This is a genomic window from Pantoea sp. PSNIH1, assembly GCF_007680655.1.
GTDB lineage: Bacteria > Pseudomonadota > Gammaproteobacteria > Enterobacterales > Enterobacteriaceae > Pantoea > Pantoea eucrina.
In genome coordinates this window covers 133,080-149,216 of the sequence record NZ_VEIP01000001.1, presented here as the reverse complement: position 1 = coordinate 149,216, position 16,137 = coordinate 133,080, and the positions used below count along the sequence as shown (strand labels likewise).

General features: G+C 57.9%; 12 protein-coding genes. 5 read left to right on the top strand and 7 right to left on the bottom strand.

The window, feature by feature from the left end; all coding sequences use genetic code 11:
- Positions 1 to 70 precede the first annotated feature (70 nt).
- Positions 71 to 274 carry a hypothetical protein gene (locus tag FS690_RS00680; protein WP_145338925.1) on the top strand — a complete coding sequence of 68 codons (204 nt, stop codon included), beginning with the start codon at positions 71 to 73 and terminating at the stop codon, positions 272 to 274.
- A 70-nt stretch (positions 275 to 344) separates the two neighbouring features.
- Here FS690_RS00680 and FS690_RS00675 read toward each other — a convergent pair whose 3' ends face one another.
- From FS690_RS00675 to apbE, 3 genes are all read right to left on the bottom strand, one after another.
- Positions 345 to 1,997: a multidrug ABC transporter permease/ATP-binding protein gene (locus FS690_RS00675; RefSeq protein ID WP_071668048.1), complete on the bottom strand. Its 1,653-nt coding sequence runs from the start codon at positions 1,995 to 1,997 to the stop codon at positions 345 to 347.
- A gap of 86 nt (positions 1,998 to 2,083) precedes the next feature.
- Positions 2,084 to 2,725 carry a DNA oxidative demethylase AlkB gene (alkB, locus tag FS690_RS00670; RefSeq protein ID WP_039385509.1) on the bottom strand — a complete coding sequence of 214 codons (642 nt, stop codon included), beginning with the start codon at positions 2,723 to 2,725 and terminating at the stop codon, positions 2,084 to 2,086.
- Positions 2,726 to 2,737: 12 nt separating this feature from the next.
- A complete protein-coding gene (apbE, locus tag FS690_RS00665; protein ID WP_104085362.1) occupies positions 2,738 to 3,769 on the bottom strand; it encodes an FAD:protein FMN transferase ApbE in 1,032 nt (343 codons plus the stop codon).
- A 399-nt stretch (positions 3,770 to 4,168) separates the two neighbouring features.
- On the opposite strand from apbE, the gene FS690_RS18285 reads away from it, so the two are divergent.
- Complete coding sequence (locus FS690_RS18285; protein ID WP_166714014.1) at positions 4,169 to 4,330, top strand: hypothetical protein; 162 nt, start codon at positions 4,169 to 4,171, stop codon at positions 4,328 to 4,330.
- Between the two features lie 91 nt (positions 4,331 to 4,421).
- On the opposite strand, the gene ompC is transcribed toward FS690_RS18285, so the two are convergent.
- From ompC to FS690_RS00645, 4 genes are all read right to left on the bottom strand, one after another.
- A complete protein-coding gene (gene ompC, locus FS690_RS00660) occupies positions 4,422 to 5,525 on the bottom strand; it encodes a porin OmpC (RefSeq protein ID WP_145338924.1) in 1,104 nt (367 codons plus the stop codon).
- A 448-nt stretch (positions 5,526 to 5,973) separates the two neighbouring features.
- Positions 5,974 to 7,119, bottom strand: a complete 1,146-nt coding sequence (locus FS690_RS00655) for an HlyD family efflux transporter periplasmic adaptor subunit (RefSeq protein WP_104085221.1) — start codon at positions 7,117 to 7,119, stop codon at positions 5,974 to 5,976.
- Positions 7,106 to 9,238, bottom strand: a complete 2,133-nt coding sequence (locus tag FS690_RS00650) for a type I secretion system permease/ATPase (RefSeq protein WP_145338923.1) — start codon at positions 9,236 to 9,238, stop codon at positions 7,106 to 7,108. Before FS690_RS00650 ends, FS690_RS00655 begins: the two co-directional genes overlap by 14 nt.
- 52 nt (positions 9,239 to 9,290) lie before the next feature.
- The gene (locus tag FS690_RS00645) at positions 9,291 to 11,066 is read right to left on the bottom strand and encodes an Ig-like domain-containing protein (protein WP_145338922.1); all 1,776 of its coding nucleotides are present in this window, start codon (positions 11,064 to 11,066) and stop codon (positions 9,291 to 9,293) included.
- Between the two features lie 561 nt (positions 11,067 to 11,627).
- Between FS690_RS00645 and FS690_RS00640 the strand changes: the two genes are divergently transcribed.
- The 3 genes from FS690_RS00640 to rcsB are packed head-to-tail and all read left to right on the top strand — an operon-like array spanning position 11,628 to position 16,111.
- Complete coding sequence (locus tag FS690_RS00640; RefSeq protein ID WP_145338921.1) at positions 11,628 to 12,782, top strand: MFS transporter; 1,155 nt, start codon at positions 11,628 to 11,630, stop codon at positions 12,780 to 12,782.
- A gap of 22 nt (positions 12,783 to 12,804) precedes the next feature.
- Positions 12,805 to 15,459 carry a phosphotransferase RcsD gene (gene rcsD / locus FS690_RS00635; RefSeq protein ID WP_094111128.1) on the top strand — a complete coding sequence of 885 codons (2,655 nt, stop codon included), beginning with the start codon at positions 12,805 to 12,807 and terminating at the stop codon, positions 15,457 to 15,459.
- Between the two features lies 1 nt (position 15,460).
- Positions 15,461 to 16,111 carry a response regulator transcription factor RcsB gene (gene rcsB / locus FS690_RS00630; protein WP_033750421.1) on the top strand — a complete coding sequence of 217 codons (651 nt, stop codon included), beginning with the start codon at positions 15,461 to 15,463 and terminating at the stop codon, positions 16,109 to 16,111.
- Positions 16,112 to 16,137: the final 26 nt, after the last annotated feature.

Here is a 16,137-nt window from a genome sequence, read left to right as displayed (position 1 = left end):
CAAAGCGCAACAAAAGTGTCATGAAGATCCCCTACTCTGATGCTCTCATTTATTTGATGGGAAATCGATTATGGTCATCAAAGCAAAAAGCCTGCAGGATGCAGAGGAGCTTCTGCATTCAGGCATCAGCAAAGTAGAGCTGGCCTATGATATCGGCAGCGACGACTTCTTTCATCTGGCGACTCACTGGTGCGATCGTGGCGCCCGCATCACCCGCGGCCATCAGCACTTTGTTGTTCAGCTGAAAAGCTTTGCCATCCCGCCCAATCACTGACGCTGCCGCATGCCGCCTGTGTGCCATGACCGGCCTGATGGCCGGTTTTGATGAGTGTTACCCGCTGACGTTAACGACCGGTATCCGTTCGCTCCACCGCATCGAGCGTGGCCAGATCGCGCTCGCGGCCGCTGAGTTCCACCAGCTGTCCGTTGCGCATCTCCAGCAGCCTGTCGGCATGGGTAAAGTAGTGATCGTCATGGCTGATAGCAAACACCGTCTTGCCTGACGCCTGCAGCCAGGGCAGCAGCTCGCGGTAGAAAATCCGGCGGAAATGAGGGTCCTGGTCGGCGGCCCATTCATCCAGCAGCAAAATATCCCGCTCTTCCGCGGCCGCCAGCAGCAGCGCCAGGCGCTTGCTCTGCCCTTTCGACAGCTGCAGATTCAGCACCCGGTTGCCATCCAGCTGCAGTTTCTCGCTCATTTTCAGCCGCTCCAGCCAGCGCTGAACCAGTGCCGGATCGGCCGGTTCGCCGCCGCGGCCAATCAGGCGGTCAAACAGGTGCACGTCGGTAAATACCGCTGAAAAGTGCTGCCGCCACAGATCGGATTGCTGACTGCTTATCTCTTTACCATCCAGCAGCAGGCTGCCGGCGTGCGGCTGATAGAGGCCGGTCAGCAGCATCGCCAGCGTGGATTTCCCGCTGCCGTTGCCGCCAATAAGGAACAGCAGTTCGCCGCGTCGCAGCGTCAGATTGATCGGCCCCACCGCAAAGCCCTGTTCGCCATAGTGAAAGCAGACGTCGCGCAGCTCCAGCGTCTGCCATGCGCTGGCCGGTGCCGGGGCGCTGAAGGCAGGCTCATAAGGCGCCAGATCGAAGCGGTTGAGTTTGCGAAACGCGACCTGCGCGCTGAGCAGCGTGGGCAGCGCGCCGACGGCTGAGATCAGCGGCGTGCGCAGGAACAGCAGCGTCAGCGAATAGGTGGCCGCTACGGCCGTGTTGGCCCAGCCGAGACCGTTTGCCATAAAGAATACGATACCGATGCCGCCCAGCATCATGATGTTAGACCAGTTAACGGCGCTGAGATGGAAGGTGTCGGCGCGCACAATATGATGGCGATAGCGACCCGCATTCGTCTGATAAACCGTATCGTAGATCAGACGCGCCCGATCGCGGTTAAGCTGCAGCTCTTTGCGCCCCTCAATAATGGTCTGGAAATCGCGATAGAGATCATCTTCGATATCGCGCAGCTTTGCCATATGCTGGTAGACGCGCGAAACCAGCAGCCAGCCGCCCACCAGCGTGATCACCAGCCACAGCATAGTGACCAGCAGCATTTCCGGCGAGAGCCAGGCAAGGTAAATCGCCGATCCCAGCGTGATGATAATGCCCTGAATCAGCTCCGGCAGCCGGACAAAAGCGATGGTAATGGCCCGCACGTCGCTGGTCAGTCCGGCCAGCAGCTGAGCGCTGCCCAGCTGTTCGATGCGCTCAACGTTAGTATCGAGGATACGCTTGATGAACTCGCCCCGCAGCCGCCAGACAAAATGGTGCCCCAGCTGCGTCAGCGCCAGCTGCGAAGCGAGCGTGACCGCCATCAGCAGAAACAGCTGACCGAGAAACGCCGGCAGCACCGTTGCGTCGCTATTGATCGCCACAATCAGCTCATTATTGATATAAGCGATCAGGCCGATACCGAGTGCGGCACTCAGCAGGGTAAGAAAAAGAACGCCGGTAAACGGCCAGCAATACTGACGAAAAACCACCTGAAGCAATGCCATCAATCTGTTCCAAAGGTCAAAAAATGCTGCCTGCAGTTTAATGGCCCGTCAGATGATAGCAAGAATAATTCTCATTCCCTGTTACGTTAGTTTGCCCGGCGGAAAGTGAGATTATAGCGGACGGCCCCCGCCGCGGGATGCACGCCTGGTTTAAGCGGTAGAATACCGTGATAGCGCAGCCGCGACGGTCCGCCCCACACCACGATATCACCATGCTCCAGCAGCACGCGCCGGGTGGCGTCGCCGCGCGCAAAACCGCCAAACTGAAATATCGCCGGCAGCCCCAGCGAGACGGAGACGATCGGCTGACGCAGATCGCGCTCATCTTTGTCCTGATGCAGCGACATTTTTGCCCCGGGCGTATAGCGGTTGATCAGGCAGGCGTCTGGCGTAAAGTGACTAAACCCCGCTTCCTGCGCGCACTGCTGCGCCAGCTGACGAAACAGCGGCGGCATTGCGGGCCAGCGCTGGCCATTGCTGACATCCTGTTCGCTGTAGCGATAGCCGCGCGCGTCGCTGAACCAGCCAACATCGCCGCAGTTGGTCATCGCCACGGACATACGATAGCCTCCCGGCGTGATGCGGTGCGTAAAAGGATGCTGCGCCGCAACGGTTTCAATCGCTGCCAGCAGCGCAGGTGCATCATCGCGGGCGCGGCGGCGCAGAATGACCGCGCCTTCTGCCAGTGGCTCCTGCCACGGCGCTTCATCGCTAAACAGATCCAGCATCACGGCCTCCGGTTACGATTTATCGATAAGAAATGTTTTAAAGCCGGGCGACATCCAGTGGCTGAAGCCGTCGCCCTCTTTGGTGATTAGATAAACGGCCAGATGCTCTTTCAGCGCCAGCGCTTTTGCGCGCGCGGTGCCCAGCACCATCAGGCCGGTATCCCAGCCATCCGCTTCCAGCGCCGTAGTGGCGATCACCGTGGCAGAAACCAGTTTATGCTGAACGGGCCGTCCGGTTGCGGGATCGATGACGTGTGAAATGCGTTTCCCGTCCAGTTCATAATAGTTGCGATAGCTGCCGGAGGTGCTGATGCCGTGCCCCTGCAGGTCAACGCGCGCCTCGACCGCGTTTTCTCGATCGGTGGGTTTCTGAACCGCCACCCGCCACGGCTGCTGGCTGGCATTACGACCGCGGCTGAGCACGGCTCCGCCGACCGACACCAGATAGTTGGTTATTCCCTGCTGCTCCATCAGCCGCGCCAGATGATCGGTGGCGTAGCCCTCGCCCACGGTTGAGAGATCCACATACAGCCCCGGCAGATCTTTCTGCAGCCACTGCCCGCTTACGCTCTGGATCACCCGCAGATGCGAGAGGCCGGTTTCAGCTCTGGCCGCCGCGATCGCTGCCACATCGGGCTGATGCGCCGGCTGCCCGACGGGTCCGAACCCCCATAAGTTCACCAGTCTGCCTGCCGTGATATCCATGGCACCTGCGGTTTTGGCACCAATGCGCAGTGAGAGAGTCACAATATCCGCCATATCCGCGCTAACGGGCTGCGGCTCTGTCCCCTGATACTGGTTGAAGCGCGACAGCACTGAGGTGGTTTTCCAGGTAGAGATTTCACCGTCGTCGCGATCGAGCTGCTGCTGAATCGCCTGCTGCAGCGCCTCTTTACGCTGCGGATCAACGCCGGCGAGCGTAACCCGCCATACGGTGCCCATGGTTTTTCCCTGCAGGACCAGGGGTTCACGTTGCGGTGCGCGGTCGCAGGCCGTCAGCCCGGTCACGATCAGAGCAGTCAACAAAATATTCCGGAAATGCATCGGTTCCTCATCTGTTACACGGAAATACAGCGTATTACAAAGCATAAACTGCGGGTAATTTACGCTAAATCTCATTGAATTAACGCCGGTCATGCTGCAGGCTTTACCACCAGGCATACCACCTTTAAGGAGCACAGATGATGTATGTATTAATCGCCGCCCTCTCCGCCGCGCTGTTCCTGTACGGCAGTTATCGCAGCTGGCAGCACGCGCGTCAGCGTTCACTGGAGAGCTATAGCGCACGTCGACGTTAAGTACTGCACCATTATTACCCACTCTGCACTGCTTCAGGGCTGACGCAGTGTAACAAACCCCGCCCGAAGCGTGTGACGCTGAGAGCGGCAGCATGGCATAAATGCTGCATTGTTGAGAGCAGGTTTATTCTCAGCGAGGTGCAGCATGGCGATGTCAAAAACGCAGAGTGAAAAGTGGCAGCGGTGGCTGAGCTTTTCTGCTTTCACCCTGGCAGGTATTGCGCTGGAGGGCAGCCAGCCGGCTGCGGCAGTGCAGGCTGAACCGCGTCCGGCGGCAAAAGCCCGGCGCTGGCGCAGTGTGCAGTAGTTCAGATGCTGTGCCTGCCTGAGGCGGGTGCTGCAGATAAGAAGCGGGCAGGAAAGGTGGCGCGCAGCCCGCCGGGCCGCGCGCCAGAGGCTCAGAACTGGTAAACCAGGCCCAGCGCCACAATGTCATCGGTGTTGATACCGGCATTGTTGGTAAAGTTGTTGTCATCCAGCAGATTGATCTGGTAATCCACATAGGTCGACATGTTTTTATTGAAGTAATAGGTCGCGCCCACGTCGATATATTTTTTCAGGTTCTGGCTGCCATAACCTTCAATATCTTTACCGCGTGAATTGACGTAAGCCAGCGACGGACGCAGACCGAAGTCAAACTGATACTGCGCAACCACTTCCCAGTTGTCCGCTTTGTTCGCATAACCGAAAGCGTCAGAATCAACTGAGCCAAAACGCGTCGCGTTGTAAGAGCGGGTATACATCGCAGCCAGATAGATATTGTTTGCGTCATATTTCAGGCCGCCGGTATAGGCTTCCGCTTTATCGCCCTGGCCCAGTACGCCTGCGGCATTCTGGTTATTGGTGCGATCGGACTGGAACATAGCACCGCCCAGTGCCAGACCATTACCCAGATCATAGGTGGTGCTCAGACCCCAGCCGTCGCCGTTTTCGCCCAGCACATCACGGCCAGAGGTGGATTCAGTCGGGTTATCATTTTTGCCCTGGTACTGAACGGCCACGTTCCAGCCATCCACCAGACCAAAGAAATTATTATTGCGGTAGGTTGCCATACCGTTACCGCGCTGGAACATAAAGTTGTCCGCGCCATAGGTATCGCCACCAAACTCCGGCAGAACGTCAGTCCATGCGCCAATATCATACGCAACGCCGTAGTTGCGACCGTAATCGAAAGAGCCAGCGTCACCAAAACGCAGACCGGCAAAGCCGACACGGGTATAGCTGTCTTTAGTGCCTTCGCTTTCAGCCGTGTTCAGCGCGGCCTGGTATTCCCACTGACCGTAACCCGTCAGCTGATCGGTCACCTGAGTTTCACCTTTAAAACCAAAGCGCAGGTAAGACTGGTCACCGTCTGAGCCATCGTTGTCAGAGAAGTAGTGCAGACCATCTACTTTGCCGTAGAGGTCGAGTTTGTTGCCATCTTTATTATAGATTTCGGCTGCGCTTGCTGAACCCGCCACCAGCAGCGCCGGGATCATCAGGGAGAGAACGCGACGATTCATTTATTTACCCTCGGTTATGTGCCTTTATAGTTATGCCACTGCAAACTGAATGTTAAAAATTCAGCCGGCAATTCATTGTTGTTTTATAGCGGGCAATAATCTATCACGAAAATGATACTAAATTTCCGAAAGTGTTTCATTTGATTACAAATTTATTGCCAGATGTAAATATCGTGGAACTAATAATCAGCACATATTGACAAAAAATAAAGCACGAATAAACAAACCGGATTAAATTCCTTTGTATTCAGATAGCTACATTAATTTAATGCCGCACTGAATGATAAAACTTTGTTGCTGCCAGCCTCTACAATTATCCACGCTATCATCATTTATTTTATTATTATCTTCATTCATCCCGAATGAGTGTTTTACCCTGATTCCCGCCGGACATATTTGTCCGGCATTTTTTTATCTGCGCTATTTCCCCGCCAATATAATAACGCATTCAGCGCTCGCGCAGCGCTTCGGCCGCTTTATTCAGCGGCTTGAGCAGATAATCCAGCACCGATTTTTGTCCGGTTTTTATCTCCACATCTGCCAGCATACCCGGCAGCACAGGAAAGCGCTGACCGCGCCGGCTGGTAAGCGTTGCCGTCTGTGTCCGCACATAGACCCGAAAATAGGGTGGCTCGCGCAGGTCGCTATCCTGCAGCGTATCCGGAGAAACGCTCTCGACGATGCCCGGCAGATCGCCATAAATCGCGGTATCGTACGCGGTAATTTTGACCGTTGCGGGCAACCCGGCCCGAATCCAGGCGATATCGCGTGGCGCAACGCGTGTCTCGATCAGCAGCCGATCCTCCAGCGGGACAATCTCCATCAGTTTACCGCCCGGCTCTACCACACCGCCCGGCGTGGTAATAGCGATAGCTTTGACGATGCCATACACCGGTGACAGCAGCGCGGTGCGCGTCAGCTGATCTTCTCTGCCTGCCGCAACCTGCAGCTGCGCATCCAGCTCTGCGCTGTTTTTGACCTGCTCCTCATGCGTTCGCACAGTGTAGTCATTATGCACCTCGTCGATTTTTCCCTGCAGATCGCTGACCTGGCGCCGCAGCCGCAGCGCTTCAACTTTACCTGCCGCACCGCGCGCCACCAGCGGTTCAGTCAGATTGAGTTCCGCCTGTACGAGCTTTAGCGACTGCTGAAGGTTTTGCAGCGTTGTCGTCAGGTTTTGCCGGCGCGACTCATAGAGCTGAGTTTCACGGGCGACCAGCTGCGGGTAACGGCGAATATCCGCGCTGAACTGCAGGGGACGATCGCTGAGCTCAGCATCCAGCCGCTCTGCTGTCGCCCGCAGTGTCCGCACCCTGGCGCTCGCTTCCCCGTAGCTGGACTGGTAGCGGGCGGGATCGAGCGTGGCCAGCAGCTCCCCCTTACGGACAATATCGCCTTCGCGCACGCTGAGCTGTTTGAGGATCCCGCCATCCAGATTATCGATAATCTGCGCCCGGCTGGAGGGCGTGACCTTGCCGCTGCCTGTTGTCACCTCATCCAGCACGGCAACGTGCGCCCAGATCAGCAGCAGCAATAGCGTGAGCGCGCAGAGCCAGATAATGCGCGACGACGCCGCCTCGTTATCTCTGTTCATCTGCTACCTCCGTCCGTGAAGCGCTGCGCTGCAGAATGGCATCGCGCGGGCCATCAGCCACAATCTCGCCGTTCTTCATCACAATGATGCGGTCGACCAGCCCCAGCAGCGCCGGACGATGCGTGACCAGCACCAGGGTACGCCCCGGCAGCCACTGCGCCAGCTGACGGATCACCTGCGCCTCCAGCGGTTCATCAAGCGCCGCCGTCGGCTCATCCAGCAGCACGATCTGTGGCTGACGCAGCACCATTCTGCTGAGCAGAATCATCTGTCGCTGGCCGCCAGACAGCCCGCGCCCTCCTTCATGAATGAGGCGGTCAAGCGCGGCAGCATCCTGCTGCAGCAGCGATAACGCGCCGCTTATGCGCAGCGCCTGCAGCATCTCCTGTTCAGTGGCGTGCGGATTGCCCAGCAGCAGGTTCTGCCGCAGCGTACCGAAAAACAGGCGCGAATCCTGCGACAGCCAGCCGAGCTGCCGCCGCAAATCTGCCGGATCGAGCTGCTGCATGCTGACGCCATCGATTATGATGCGCCCGCTTTCGGGCAGCGCCTGCCCGGCCAGGATTTTCAGCAGGGTCGATTTACCGGCTCCCGCTCCGCCGACAATCGCGATGCGCTCACCGGGACGGATTGTCAGGCTCCCGATAGCAACCGCACGCAGGCTGCTTTCATCATAGTGATAGCGCACCTGCTGCAGCTCATAGTGTCCGCGGAGCACCGCCGCATAAGCGGGCACGCCGCTCTGCGGCTGATCAACCGGCTTTTTAAGCAGTTCATTAAGTCCGGTCATGGCGCTGCGCGCATGCTGCCAGCGCGAAAATACCAGCGTCAGCTGCATCAGGGGAGCGAGCGTACGCGCGGAGAGCAGGCTGCTGGCCACCAGCGTACCGGTAGTGATCTGATTGTTCAGGATCAGATAGACCCCGGCGACCAGCATCCCCGCGTAGGTCAGCTGCTGCACGCTGCCCGCCCAGCCGGTAAGACGCGCGCCCCACAGCCGCTGCTGGCTGGCGAGCGTGGCGCTGACTTCGTGGGTCTGTTCCCACTGCCGCTGAAACCCGGCCTCAGCCTGCAGCGCCTTGATATCCTCTACCCCTTCCAGCGTCTCCACCAGCAGCGCCTGCCGCAGAGCACTTTCGCGCTGGCCCTCTTTAGCCAGCCGCGCCATCGGGATCTGTACCAGCAGCCCCGGGATCACGATCAGCGGGATCGCCAGCAGCGGCACCAGCACCAGCCAGCCGCCAATCGCGGATAAAATCACCAGAAACAGCACCACAAAAGGGATATCCGCTGCGGCACTTACCGTCGTAGAGGTCAGTAATTCACGTACCTGCTCAACCTCACGCAGCTGAGCAATAAAAGCCCCGGTGGAGCGCGGCCGCGCCTCATTGCGGATGCGCAGTGCGCGGGCAAAGAGTTGCGCAGAGAGAGCCAGATCGATCCGCTTTCCCATGCCGTCAGCAACCCGGGTACGCGCCAGCCGGATCAGATATTCCATCAGCGCCGCCAGCATCACTCCGCCAAACAGCACCCATAGCGTGGGTTGTGACCGGGCTGGTATCACCCGATCGTACACCTGCATTGAGAACAGGATCCCCGCCAGCGCCAGCATATTGCTGACCAGCGAGGCGAGACTGATTTCCACCAGGCGTCGCTTCATTGGCCGAAAATGCTGCCATAACCAGTGTGGCTGCCAGGGACGAACAAACTCATCCATGCGCGCATCCCGTGCGCGGGTCGCCAGCGTAATCACGCCTACTTCCGGCTGCGCCTGTGCCAGCAGGTCACTCAGCGGAGCTGAGCGCAGGCCGTCACCGCCTGCGCTCAGCCAGTAATGCACCCTCCCCTCATCATCTGCCGCTTCTGCAAGCGCCAGCGTGCCGTCGTTAAGGCGCAGCAGCAGCGGCATTACGGCCTGCCGCCAGCGCAGCCTGCGGGCGCTGACAAACTGCAGCGTCAGTCCCATATGCTGCGCCAGATCTGTCAGCTGCGCCTGCGGTGACGCCGCGGCCAGCCACTGAAGCTGCAGGCGACGGCGATCGGTGGCGATCCCCAGCGCGGCCGCAGCCCGGTTTAGCGCGGCAATCGCTTCGTCGCGCGTATGCAAGGGTGAACGCATCCCTGGGTCGCCTTTTAGAAAAGAGTGATGTCCTGCGTGTGGCGCAGATAATTTATATCAGTGCCGCTACCGGCTGCTGCTGCAGATGATCGGCCAGCGTCCAGGCAGCATCGCTGCTGCCGTAGTGGTGGTAAGGCTCACTCCCCGCCGCTGCGGCATCCGGTATGGCCTCTCCGGCACCGTAGTGCGCCAGCAGAGAATCGATAGTGGTCGCGCTGAAATCTGTGCTGCCGGCGTCCTCTACCGTTACCGTCCGGACAGCGCTGGCCAGATTGCCCGCTTTATCCTGCGCGCTGACGCTCATCTGATAGCTGCCCGACTCCAGCGTCGCCAGCTGACCCGCCAGAATGGTCAGCGACCACTCTCCGCTCTCATCCACTGCGGCGCTGTAGTGCCGATCGCCCAGCGTGACGGTGACCAGGCTTCCCTGCGTCAGATGGTCAGAGCTACCCTGAATAAGGTGCCAGTGATCCATGTCGCCGGGCGCGATGACGCCATCGCCAAACGGCTGCTGCAGGGTCAGCGATGGCAGCTGGTGAACCGCCACGGTGAACAGATCGCTGAGCGTCTGGCTGTCGTGATTACCATAGCTGTCCCAGCGTTCGGCCATAGCGCTGACCGGTCCATCCGGCAGCGCCTGCAGGTCGGCCACGCTGAGCGTTACCATGCCATTGACTGGCGTATAGGCCTTACCGTTGAGCGTAAGCTGGTTGACACCCTCAAGATAAAAGCTCAGCGGCTGCTGCGCTTCCTGTGCGTTAAGGAAGGTATCGCCGCCAATATTCATTTCACAGTAGATGTCCGGCAACGTCGTCACGACATTCAGCTCCAGCGTGGTGTCGGTGCTGTTGCCGGCGGCGTCGAGCGCGTAAACGCGGACTTCACCGAGCGAAATAAAGCTGCTGACCTCGCCGGCAGGAACGATCGCCTGCCAGTGACCCTGTGCATCAATCGCGGCGTGATAAACGTTATCCCCGACGCAGAGCTCCAGCTTCTGGCCCGGAGTCAGCGCCGAGAGCGTACCGCTCAGCATCAGATCCTGCTGGCTCTCAGCAAAGTTAATGACGTTGTCAGCGGTAACGCTGTCAAAGCTGATATGCGGCAGGCTCTCCGGATGGGTTACCAGCGTCAGCTCATGCTGTACCGTGCTGGTTTTGCCATTCGGATCGCGGGCGCTGACCTGCAGCTGATAAACGCCATCCGGCAGCGCGTGCAGATCCTCCGGCGTAAACGTTGCCTGCCATGCGCCGTGCTCATCAACGAGAGCAGTGGTGCTTCTGTTTCCCAGCGTCAGCGTGACATGGCTGTTAAGCGGCATATGCGTCACCAGTCCGCTCACCTCCACGCCGTAAATGCCCTCCGCTACGCTAATCGCGTTATCACCACTCACGGGCGCCACGCTGATCTCCGGACGGAGCGTTTTATCCACATAGACGCCAAACCCGACTTCGGTGGCGGTGCTGTTACCCGCTTTATCGCTGATGGTCAGCGTCAGGCTGTAGTTGCCATCCGCAAGACCCTGTAATATCGAAGGCGGCATGGTTGCATGCCAGTAGCCCCAGTGGTTGACCGTGCTGTGCCAGCTTTCGCCATTAAAGCTGAGCGTGACCGTTGCGCCCGGCTCCTGCTCCGCGCGTCCGCGCAGGTGAATAGCGCGGTTACTCTCCCAGGCGGCGATCACGCCATCCTGCGCCAGCGGTTCATAGGGATGTAGCGCGGCCGGTGGCGTGGTATCGCTGTGCTGCCGGCTGGCCATTATCGGGCTGACACGTTCAGTGCCAGAGGTAAATAACGACGCGAACGGTGAAGTGGATTGGCCTGAAAACATAGGTAACCTCGTTACGGAGTATGCATTGCACCAGTGATTACCTGTATTAATGTTTCAGGCAGATCGGTGCGCCATACAGGCCATAACAGCATGGCCCGTTTCACCTGATGAAAACGGGTTACCCGCAGGTAACAAGGTTAAAGGTATGACGTTAAATGCGCGCTCCCGGCCGGGCTGGCGCGCGTGGCGATCTTGCTATAAGCGGCCCCTTCAGCGGTGGCCTGCTTTATCTTAGCGCGCTTTACCGGCTGCTGTCTGGTGGCAAAAATCCGGAAAATGGCCGTAAACCGCGCAACCAGCGAAAACCATAGTCAGCCAGTGACTTCTCGCTGATTGCATCAGTATATGTCATCAATTACCTGACTTAATTTGCGTTAAGTCACTTAATGCCTGTCAGGCAGTACCAGGAAATATCTGGAAAAAATTCAGGCCCGATCAAATATCGGTAAGATGTCCGATTCCTGTGCAGCAGCAGGCAACGCAAATTGCGCGTTAATTCCGCTGCACCGCCTGCTTTGATGCTAAACTTCGACGCTTTAACAGCGGATCAAAATAACGACTATGACTGCACTGGACGCCGCACAGCCAGCCAAACTGCATCAGCGTGTTAATTTCGGCACGCGTACTGTTTTCCTTATCGCCGGGTTGAGTATGTCTGCCTGGGCGCCGCTTGTGCCTTACGCCAGCCAGCGTCTGCAGCTGAGCGGAGCCTCCCTCGGCGGGCTTTTACTGTGCCTGGGCATCGGTTCGCTGGCCGCTATGCCGGTGACGGGGGCGCTGATTGGTCGTTTTGGCTGCCGCCGGATTATGACCTGCTCTGCGCTGCTGATTCTGGCGGTGTTGCCGCTGCTTGCCACGCTGGACCATCTCTGGACGATGGCGTTTACGCTGATGCTATTCGGCGCCGGACTCGGCATGCTGGATGTGGCGATGAACGTGCAGGCGGTGCACGTGGAAAAGGCGGCGGGCAAGCCGATGATGTCTGGCTTTCACGGCTTCTTCAGCCTCGGCGGCATTATCGGCGCCGGTGCGGTGAGTCTGCTGCTGGGTGCCGGGCTGACGCCGCTGCAGGCCATCGCGATTATGATGGTGCTGATCGCCGTGCTGCTCTGCTGCAGTCTGCCAACCCTGATGAGCGAGCGGCTGCGTCAGGCTGATGAACCCTGGCTGGTGATCCCGCGTGGCTGGGTCGCTTTTCTCGGCTGCCTCTGCTTTATTCTCTTCCTCGCCGAGGGTGCCGTGCTCGACTGGAGCGCCCTGCTCCTGCTGCAGAGTCCGGGCCTCAGCGTAGCCTATGCCGGACTGGGCTATGCGGTGTTTTCAGTTGCCATGACGATTGGCCGGCTGACCGGCGACAAAATCATTCAGCGCTTTGGCCGCTATCACGTCATGCTTACCGGCGCGCTGGCAGCCAGTGCAGGTATGACGCTGGCCGTGCTGGTCCCCTGGCCGCAAACCGCACTGCTGGCGTTTCTGCTGGTCGGATTCGGGCTGGCGAATACAGTGCCGATGCTGTTTAATGCCGCCGGTAACCAGCAGGCCATGCCTGTCAACCTGGCGATATCGGCCATGACAACGTTAGGCTATGCGGGTATTCTCTCAGGCCCGGCGTTAATCGGCTTTATTTCCCAGTGGCTCACACTAAGCGGTGCATTCCTGCTGATTGCTCTGATGCTGCTGGCTGTCGCCGCCAGCGCACGCCGGGTTACGCGTTGATTGCAGGATCCTGAGACTCACTATGCTTTATAAATTTCCACTGACTTCCGGTAACGTTACGCGTTTTGTTGTCGTGTTTAACCTGGTGCTGCTGCTGGCGCTGGGCGCCGTGGTGCACAATAGCGTCAGCGCCTGGATTGCCGAAAAGCGTTATGCCATGGCTGACCTGGCGCGTGATATGCAAAAACGCATCGACGCTTACCGCTTCGCCACCTGGCAGATTTACGAAAATCTTGCCACCAGTGCGGCCGGCTCTGCGCCAAACAGCACGCTGCAGGAGACCCGGCTGCGCCCGGATGTTTACTATCTGGAAAAAACGCGCCGCAAAACGGAAGCGCTGATTTTCGGTTCGCACGACGGCAGCACGCTGGATATGACTATGCGTATGTCCGGCTATCTCGATACTTTATGGGGTGCGGAAAACCCGGCGTGGTCGATGTATTTTCTGAACGGTCAGGATAATAGCCTGATCATGATCTCTACCCTGCCGCTGAAAGATATGGCAACGCGCTACAAAGAGAGCGCGCTAAATACGCTGGTCGACAGCCGCCGGGCTGAGATGCTGCAGCAGGCTAACGCCCTGGATGAGCGCGAGAGCTTCTCTCCACTGCGTCATTTTACCTGGCAGAACGATCACTACTTTACGCTGCGCACCACCTTTAACCAGCCGGGTCATCTGGCAACGGTGGTAGCTTTCGATCTGCCGGTTAACGATCTGGTGCCGCAGAACCTGCCGCTGGAGAATTTCCAGCTGCGTCAGGATGCGACCCCGGGCAGCAGCACTGATGACGGCAGCGACGGCACAACCAGCGTTACGCTGGTTAACCCGGATCTGGAGATCGCTGCCTCGCTGCCCAGCACGCCGCTGCAGCTGGTTTATCGCGTACCGCTGGTTAGCCTTGCGCTTGATATGCTGCATAACCTGATGTGGCCGCTGCTTATCAACCTGTTGCTCTTCCTGCTTTCGATTGCCGGCGTGACCCTGCTGCGTCAGCAGGCGCTGCGCCCGAATGAGAATCAGAGCGCAGAGCTCGATTCGCTGCGTATGCTGAACGAAGAGATCGTCGCCAGCCTGCCGGTCGGGCTGCTGGTGTATGACTTCGCCACTAACCGCACCCTGCTAAGTAATAAGATTGCCGATCACCTGCTGCCGCACCTGAACCTGCAGAAGATTATCAATATGTCCGATCAGCATCAGGGCGTGCTGCAGGCGACTATCAATAACGAAGTCTATGAGATCCGTCACGCACGCAGCGTGCTGTCGCCGCACACGCAGCTGTTTATGATGCGCGATCAGGATCGCGAACTGCTGGTTAACAAGAAGCTGCAGAAAGCACAGCAGGTACTGGACCGCAATCACCAGATGCGCCAGCAGCTGATGCAGCAGCTTGGCCATGCGCTGAACCGCCCGCTGCAGGATATGGTGACGCGGCTGGTGCAGCTCAGCCAGCGCAGTGACGATGAGAGCGTGCTGGATCTGCTGGATGAGAGCCAGCGGCTGGCCCGCCTGGTCGATGATATCGTGCTGCTGAACCGGCTGGAAGCGCATGACTGGTCGCCGGAAACCAGCCCGTTTAATCTGCAGGATCTGCTGGATGAGATTGCGCTGGAGAGCCTGCCGCTGCTGCGACGCAAGGGCCTGACGCTGGTGGTAAACAACCAGCTGGCGAATGATGAAATGCGCAGCGGCGATCGCCGCGCGCTGCGTAAGGTGCTGACCACCCTGATGCATTATGCGCTCACCACCACGCAATGGGGAAAAATCACGCTGGAAGTGAAAACGCCAGCGAACAAGCCTGATGTGCTGCAGCTGCAGCTGGTCGATACCGGTTCCGGGCTAACGGCGGATGAACTGACCAACGCCGATTTCCCCTATCTTGGTGAGACGTCGCAGGATCGTTTTGGTCAGGCCTCCGGAATGGCCTTTTTCCTCTGTAAACAGCTCTGCAAGCAGATGGGCGGCCAGTTAGACATTATCGCTAAACCCGATATCGGCACGCGCTATAACATCCAGCTGCCGCTGACGCTGCAGCTGCTGCTGGAGGAGCAGGAAGAAAAATTACTGGAGGGCGTGACCGCTCTGGTCGATATAGCAGTGGAGGATGTACAGAAAATCGTCTGTCGTCATCTGGAGAACTGGGGCGCTAAGTGCCTGACCTCAGATGAACGGCTCTCGGGTCAGGAGCATGACGTCCTGATCACGGACGACCCTGAACGTCTCAGCGGCTGGGCATTACTGCTGGCGGGCGATGAGCTGGGGCATCACGCCCTGAACGACAGACAGTATCGCGTGAATTATAACCTCAGCAACGCCCTGCTTGACGCACTGCTGGCCCTGATTGAAAAGCAGCTGGCCAGTGATTTGATGGAGGAGAGTGAAGAAAATGAGGCTGGCACACCGCTGTTAAGCGGCGGCTATTTCCAGCTGTTTACCGAGACAGTACCGCCTGATGTCAGGAGACTGTATACTGAAGCGTCGGATAGCGACTATCCTTCTCTTGCTCAGACAGCGCATCGCCTGAAAGGCGTTTTTGCCATGCTCAATTTGCTGCCGGGTAAACAGCTTTGTGAAGCGTTAGAACAGCACATTAAAATGTGCGACGATTTAACCATTAAAAATACCACCAGTGAAATTGACGCCTATGTCAATCAACTGCTGCAGCAAGGTAACCAATAAGATGAATAACCTGAACGTAATTATTGCCGACGACCATCCCATTGTTCTGTTTGGTATCCGTAAGTCTCTGGAACAGATTGAATGGGTTAACGTAGTAGGTGAGTTTGAAGACTCCACAGCACTGATCAACAGCCTCTCCAAGCTGGACGCGAATGTTCTGATCACCGATCTCTCAATGCCTGGCGAGAAGTATGGCGACGGCATTACCCTGATCAAATACATCAAGCGTCACTATCCCGATCTTTCGATCATTGTTCTGACCATGAATAACAATCCGGCGATCCTGAGCGCCGTTCTGGATCTCGATATTGAAGGGATTGTGCTGAAACAGGGCGCTCCGACCGATCTGCCAAAAGCGCTGGCCGCACTGCAGAAAGGCAAAAAATATACGCCGGAAAGCGTTGCCAAACTGCTGGAGAAGATCAGCGCAGGTGGTTACGGTGACAAGCGTCTGTCGCCGAAAGAGAGTGAAGTACTGCGTCTCTTTGCTGAAGGTTTCCTCGTCACTGAGATTGCCAAGAAGCTGAACCGCAGTATCAAAACCATCAGCAGCCAGAAGAAATCAGCCATGATGAAGCTGGGTGTGGATAACGATATCGCACTGCTGAACTACCTCTCCTCGGTCAGCGCCACGCAGATCGACAAAGATTAATCTTTGCAGGCGGCCTGCAGGCCGCC

Bases quoted from the DNA above. Each gene is read 5' to 3' on its own strand.
- FS690_RS00680 (WP_145338925.1), top strand. From the start codon at position 71: ATGGTCATCAAAGCAAAAAGCCTGCAGGATGCAGAGGAGCTTCTGCAT.
- FS690_RS00675 (WP_071668048.1), bottom strand. From the start codon at position 1,997: ATGGCATTGCTTCAGGTGGTTTTTCGTCAGTATTGCTGGCCGTTTACC.
- alkB (WP_039385509.1), bottom strand. From the start codon at position 2,725: ATGCTGGATCTGTTTAGCGATGAAGCGCCGTGGCAGGAGCCACTGGCA.
- apbE (WP_104085362.1), bottom strand. From the start codon at position 3,769: ATGCATTTCCGGAATATTTTGTTGACTGCTCTGATCGTGACCGGGCTG.
- FS690_RS18285 (WP_166714014.1), top strand. From the start codon at position 4,169: ATGGCGATGTCAAAAACGCAGAGTGAAAAGTGGCAGCGGTGGCTGAGC.
- ompC (WP_145338924.1), bottom strand. From the start codon at position 5,525: ATGAATCGTCGCGTTCTCTCCCTGATGATCCCGGCGCTGCTGGTGGCG.
- FS690_RS00655 (WP_104085221.1), bottom strand. From the start codon at position 7,119: ATGAACAGAGATAACGAGGCGGCGTCGTCGCGCATTATCTGGCTCTGC.
- FS690_RS00650 (WP_145338923.1), bottom strand. From the start codon at position 9,238: ATGCGTTCACCCTTGCATACGCGCGACGAAGCGATTGCCGCGCTAAAC.
- FS690_RS00645 (WP_145338922.1), bottom strand. From the start codon at position 11,066: ATGTTTTCAGGCCAATCCACTTCACCGTTCGCGTCGTTATTTACCTCT.
- FS690_RS00640 (WP_145338921.1), top strand. From the start codon at position 11,628: ATGACTGCACTGGACGCCGCACAGCCAGCCAAACTGCATCAGCGTGTT.
- rcsD (WP_094111128.1), top strand. From the start codon at position 12,805: ATGCTTTATAAATTTCCACTGACTTCCGGTAACGTTACGCGTTTTGTT.
- rcsB (WP_033750421.1), top strand. From the start codon at position 15,461: ATGAATAACCTGAACGTAATTATTGCCGACGACCATCCCATTGTTCTG.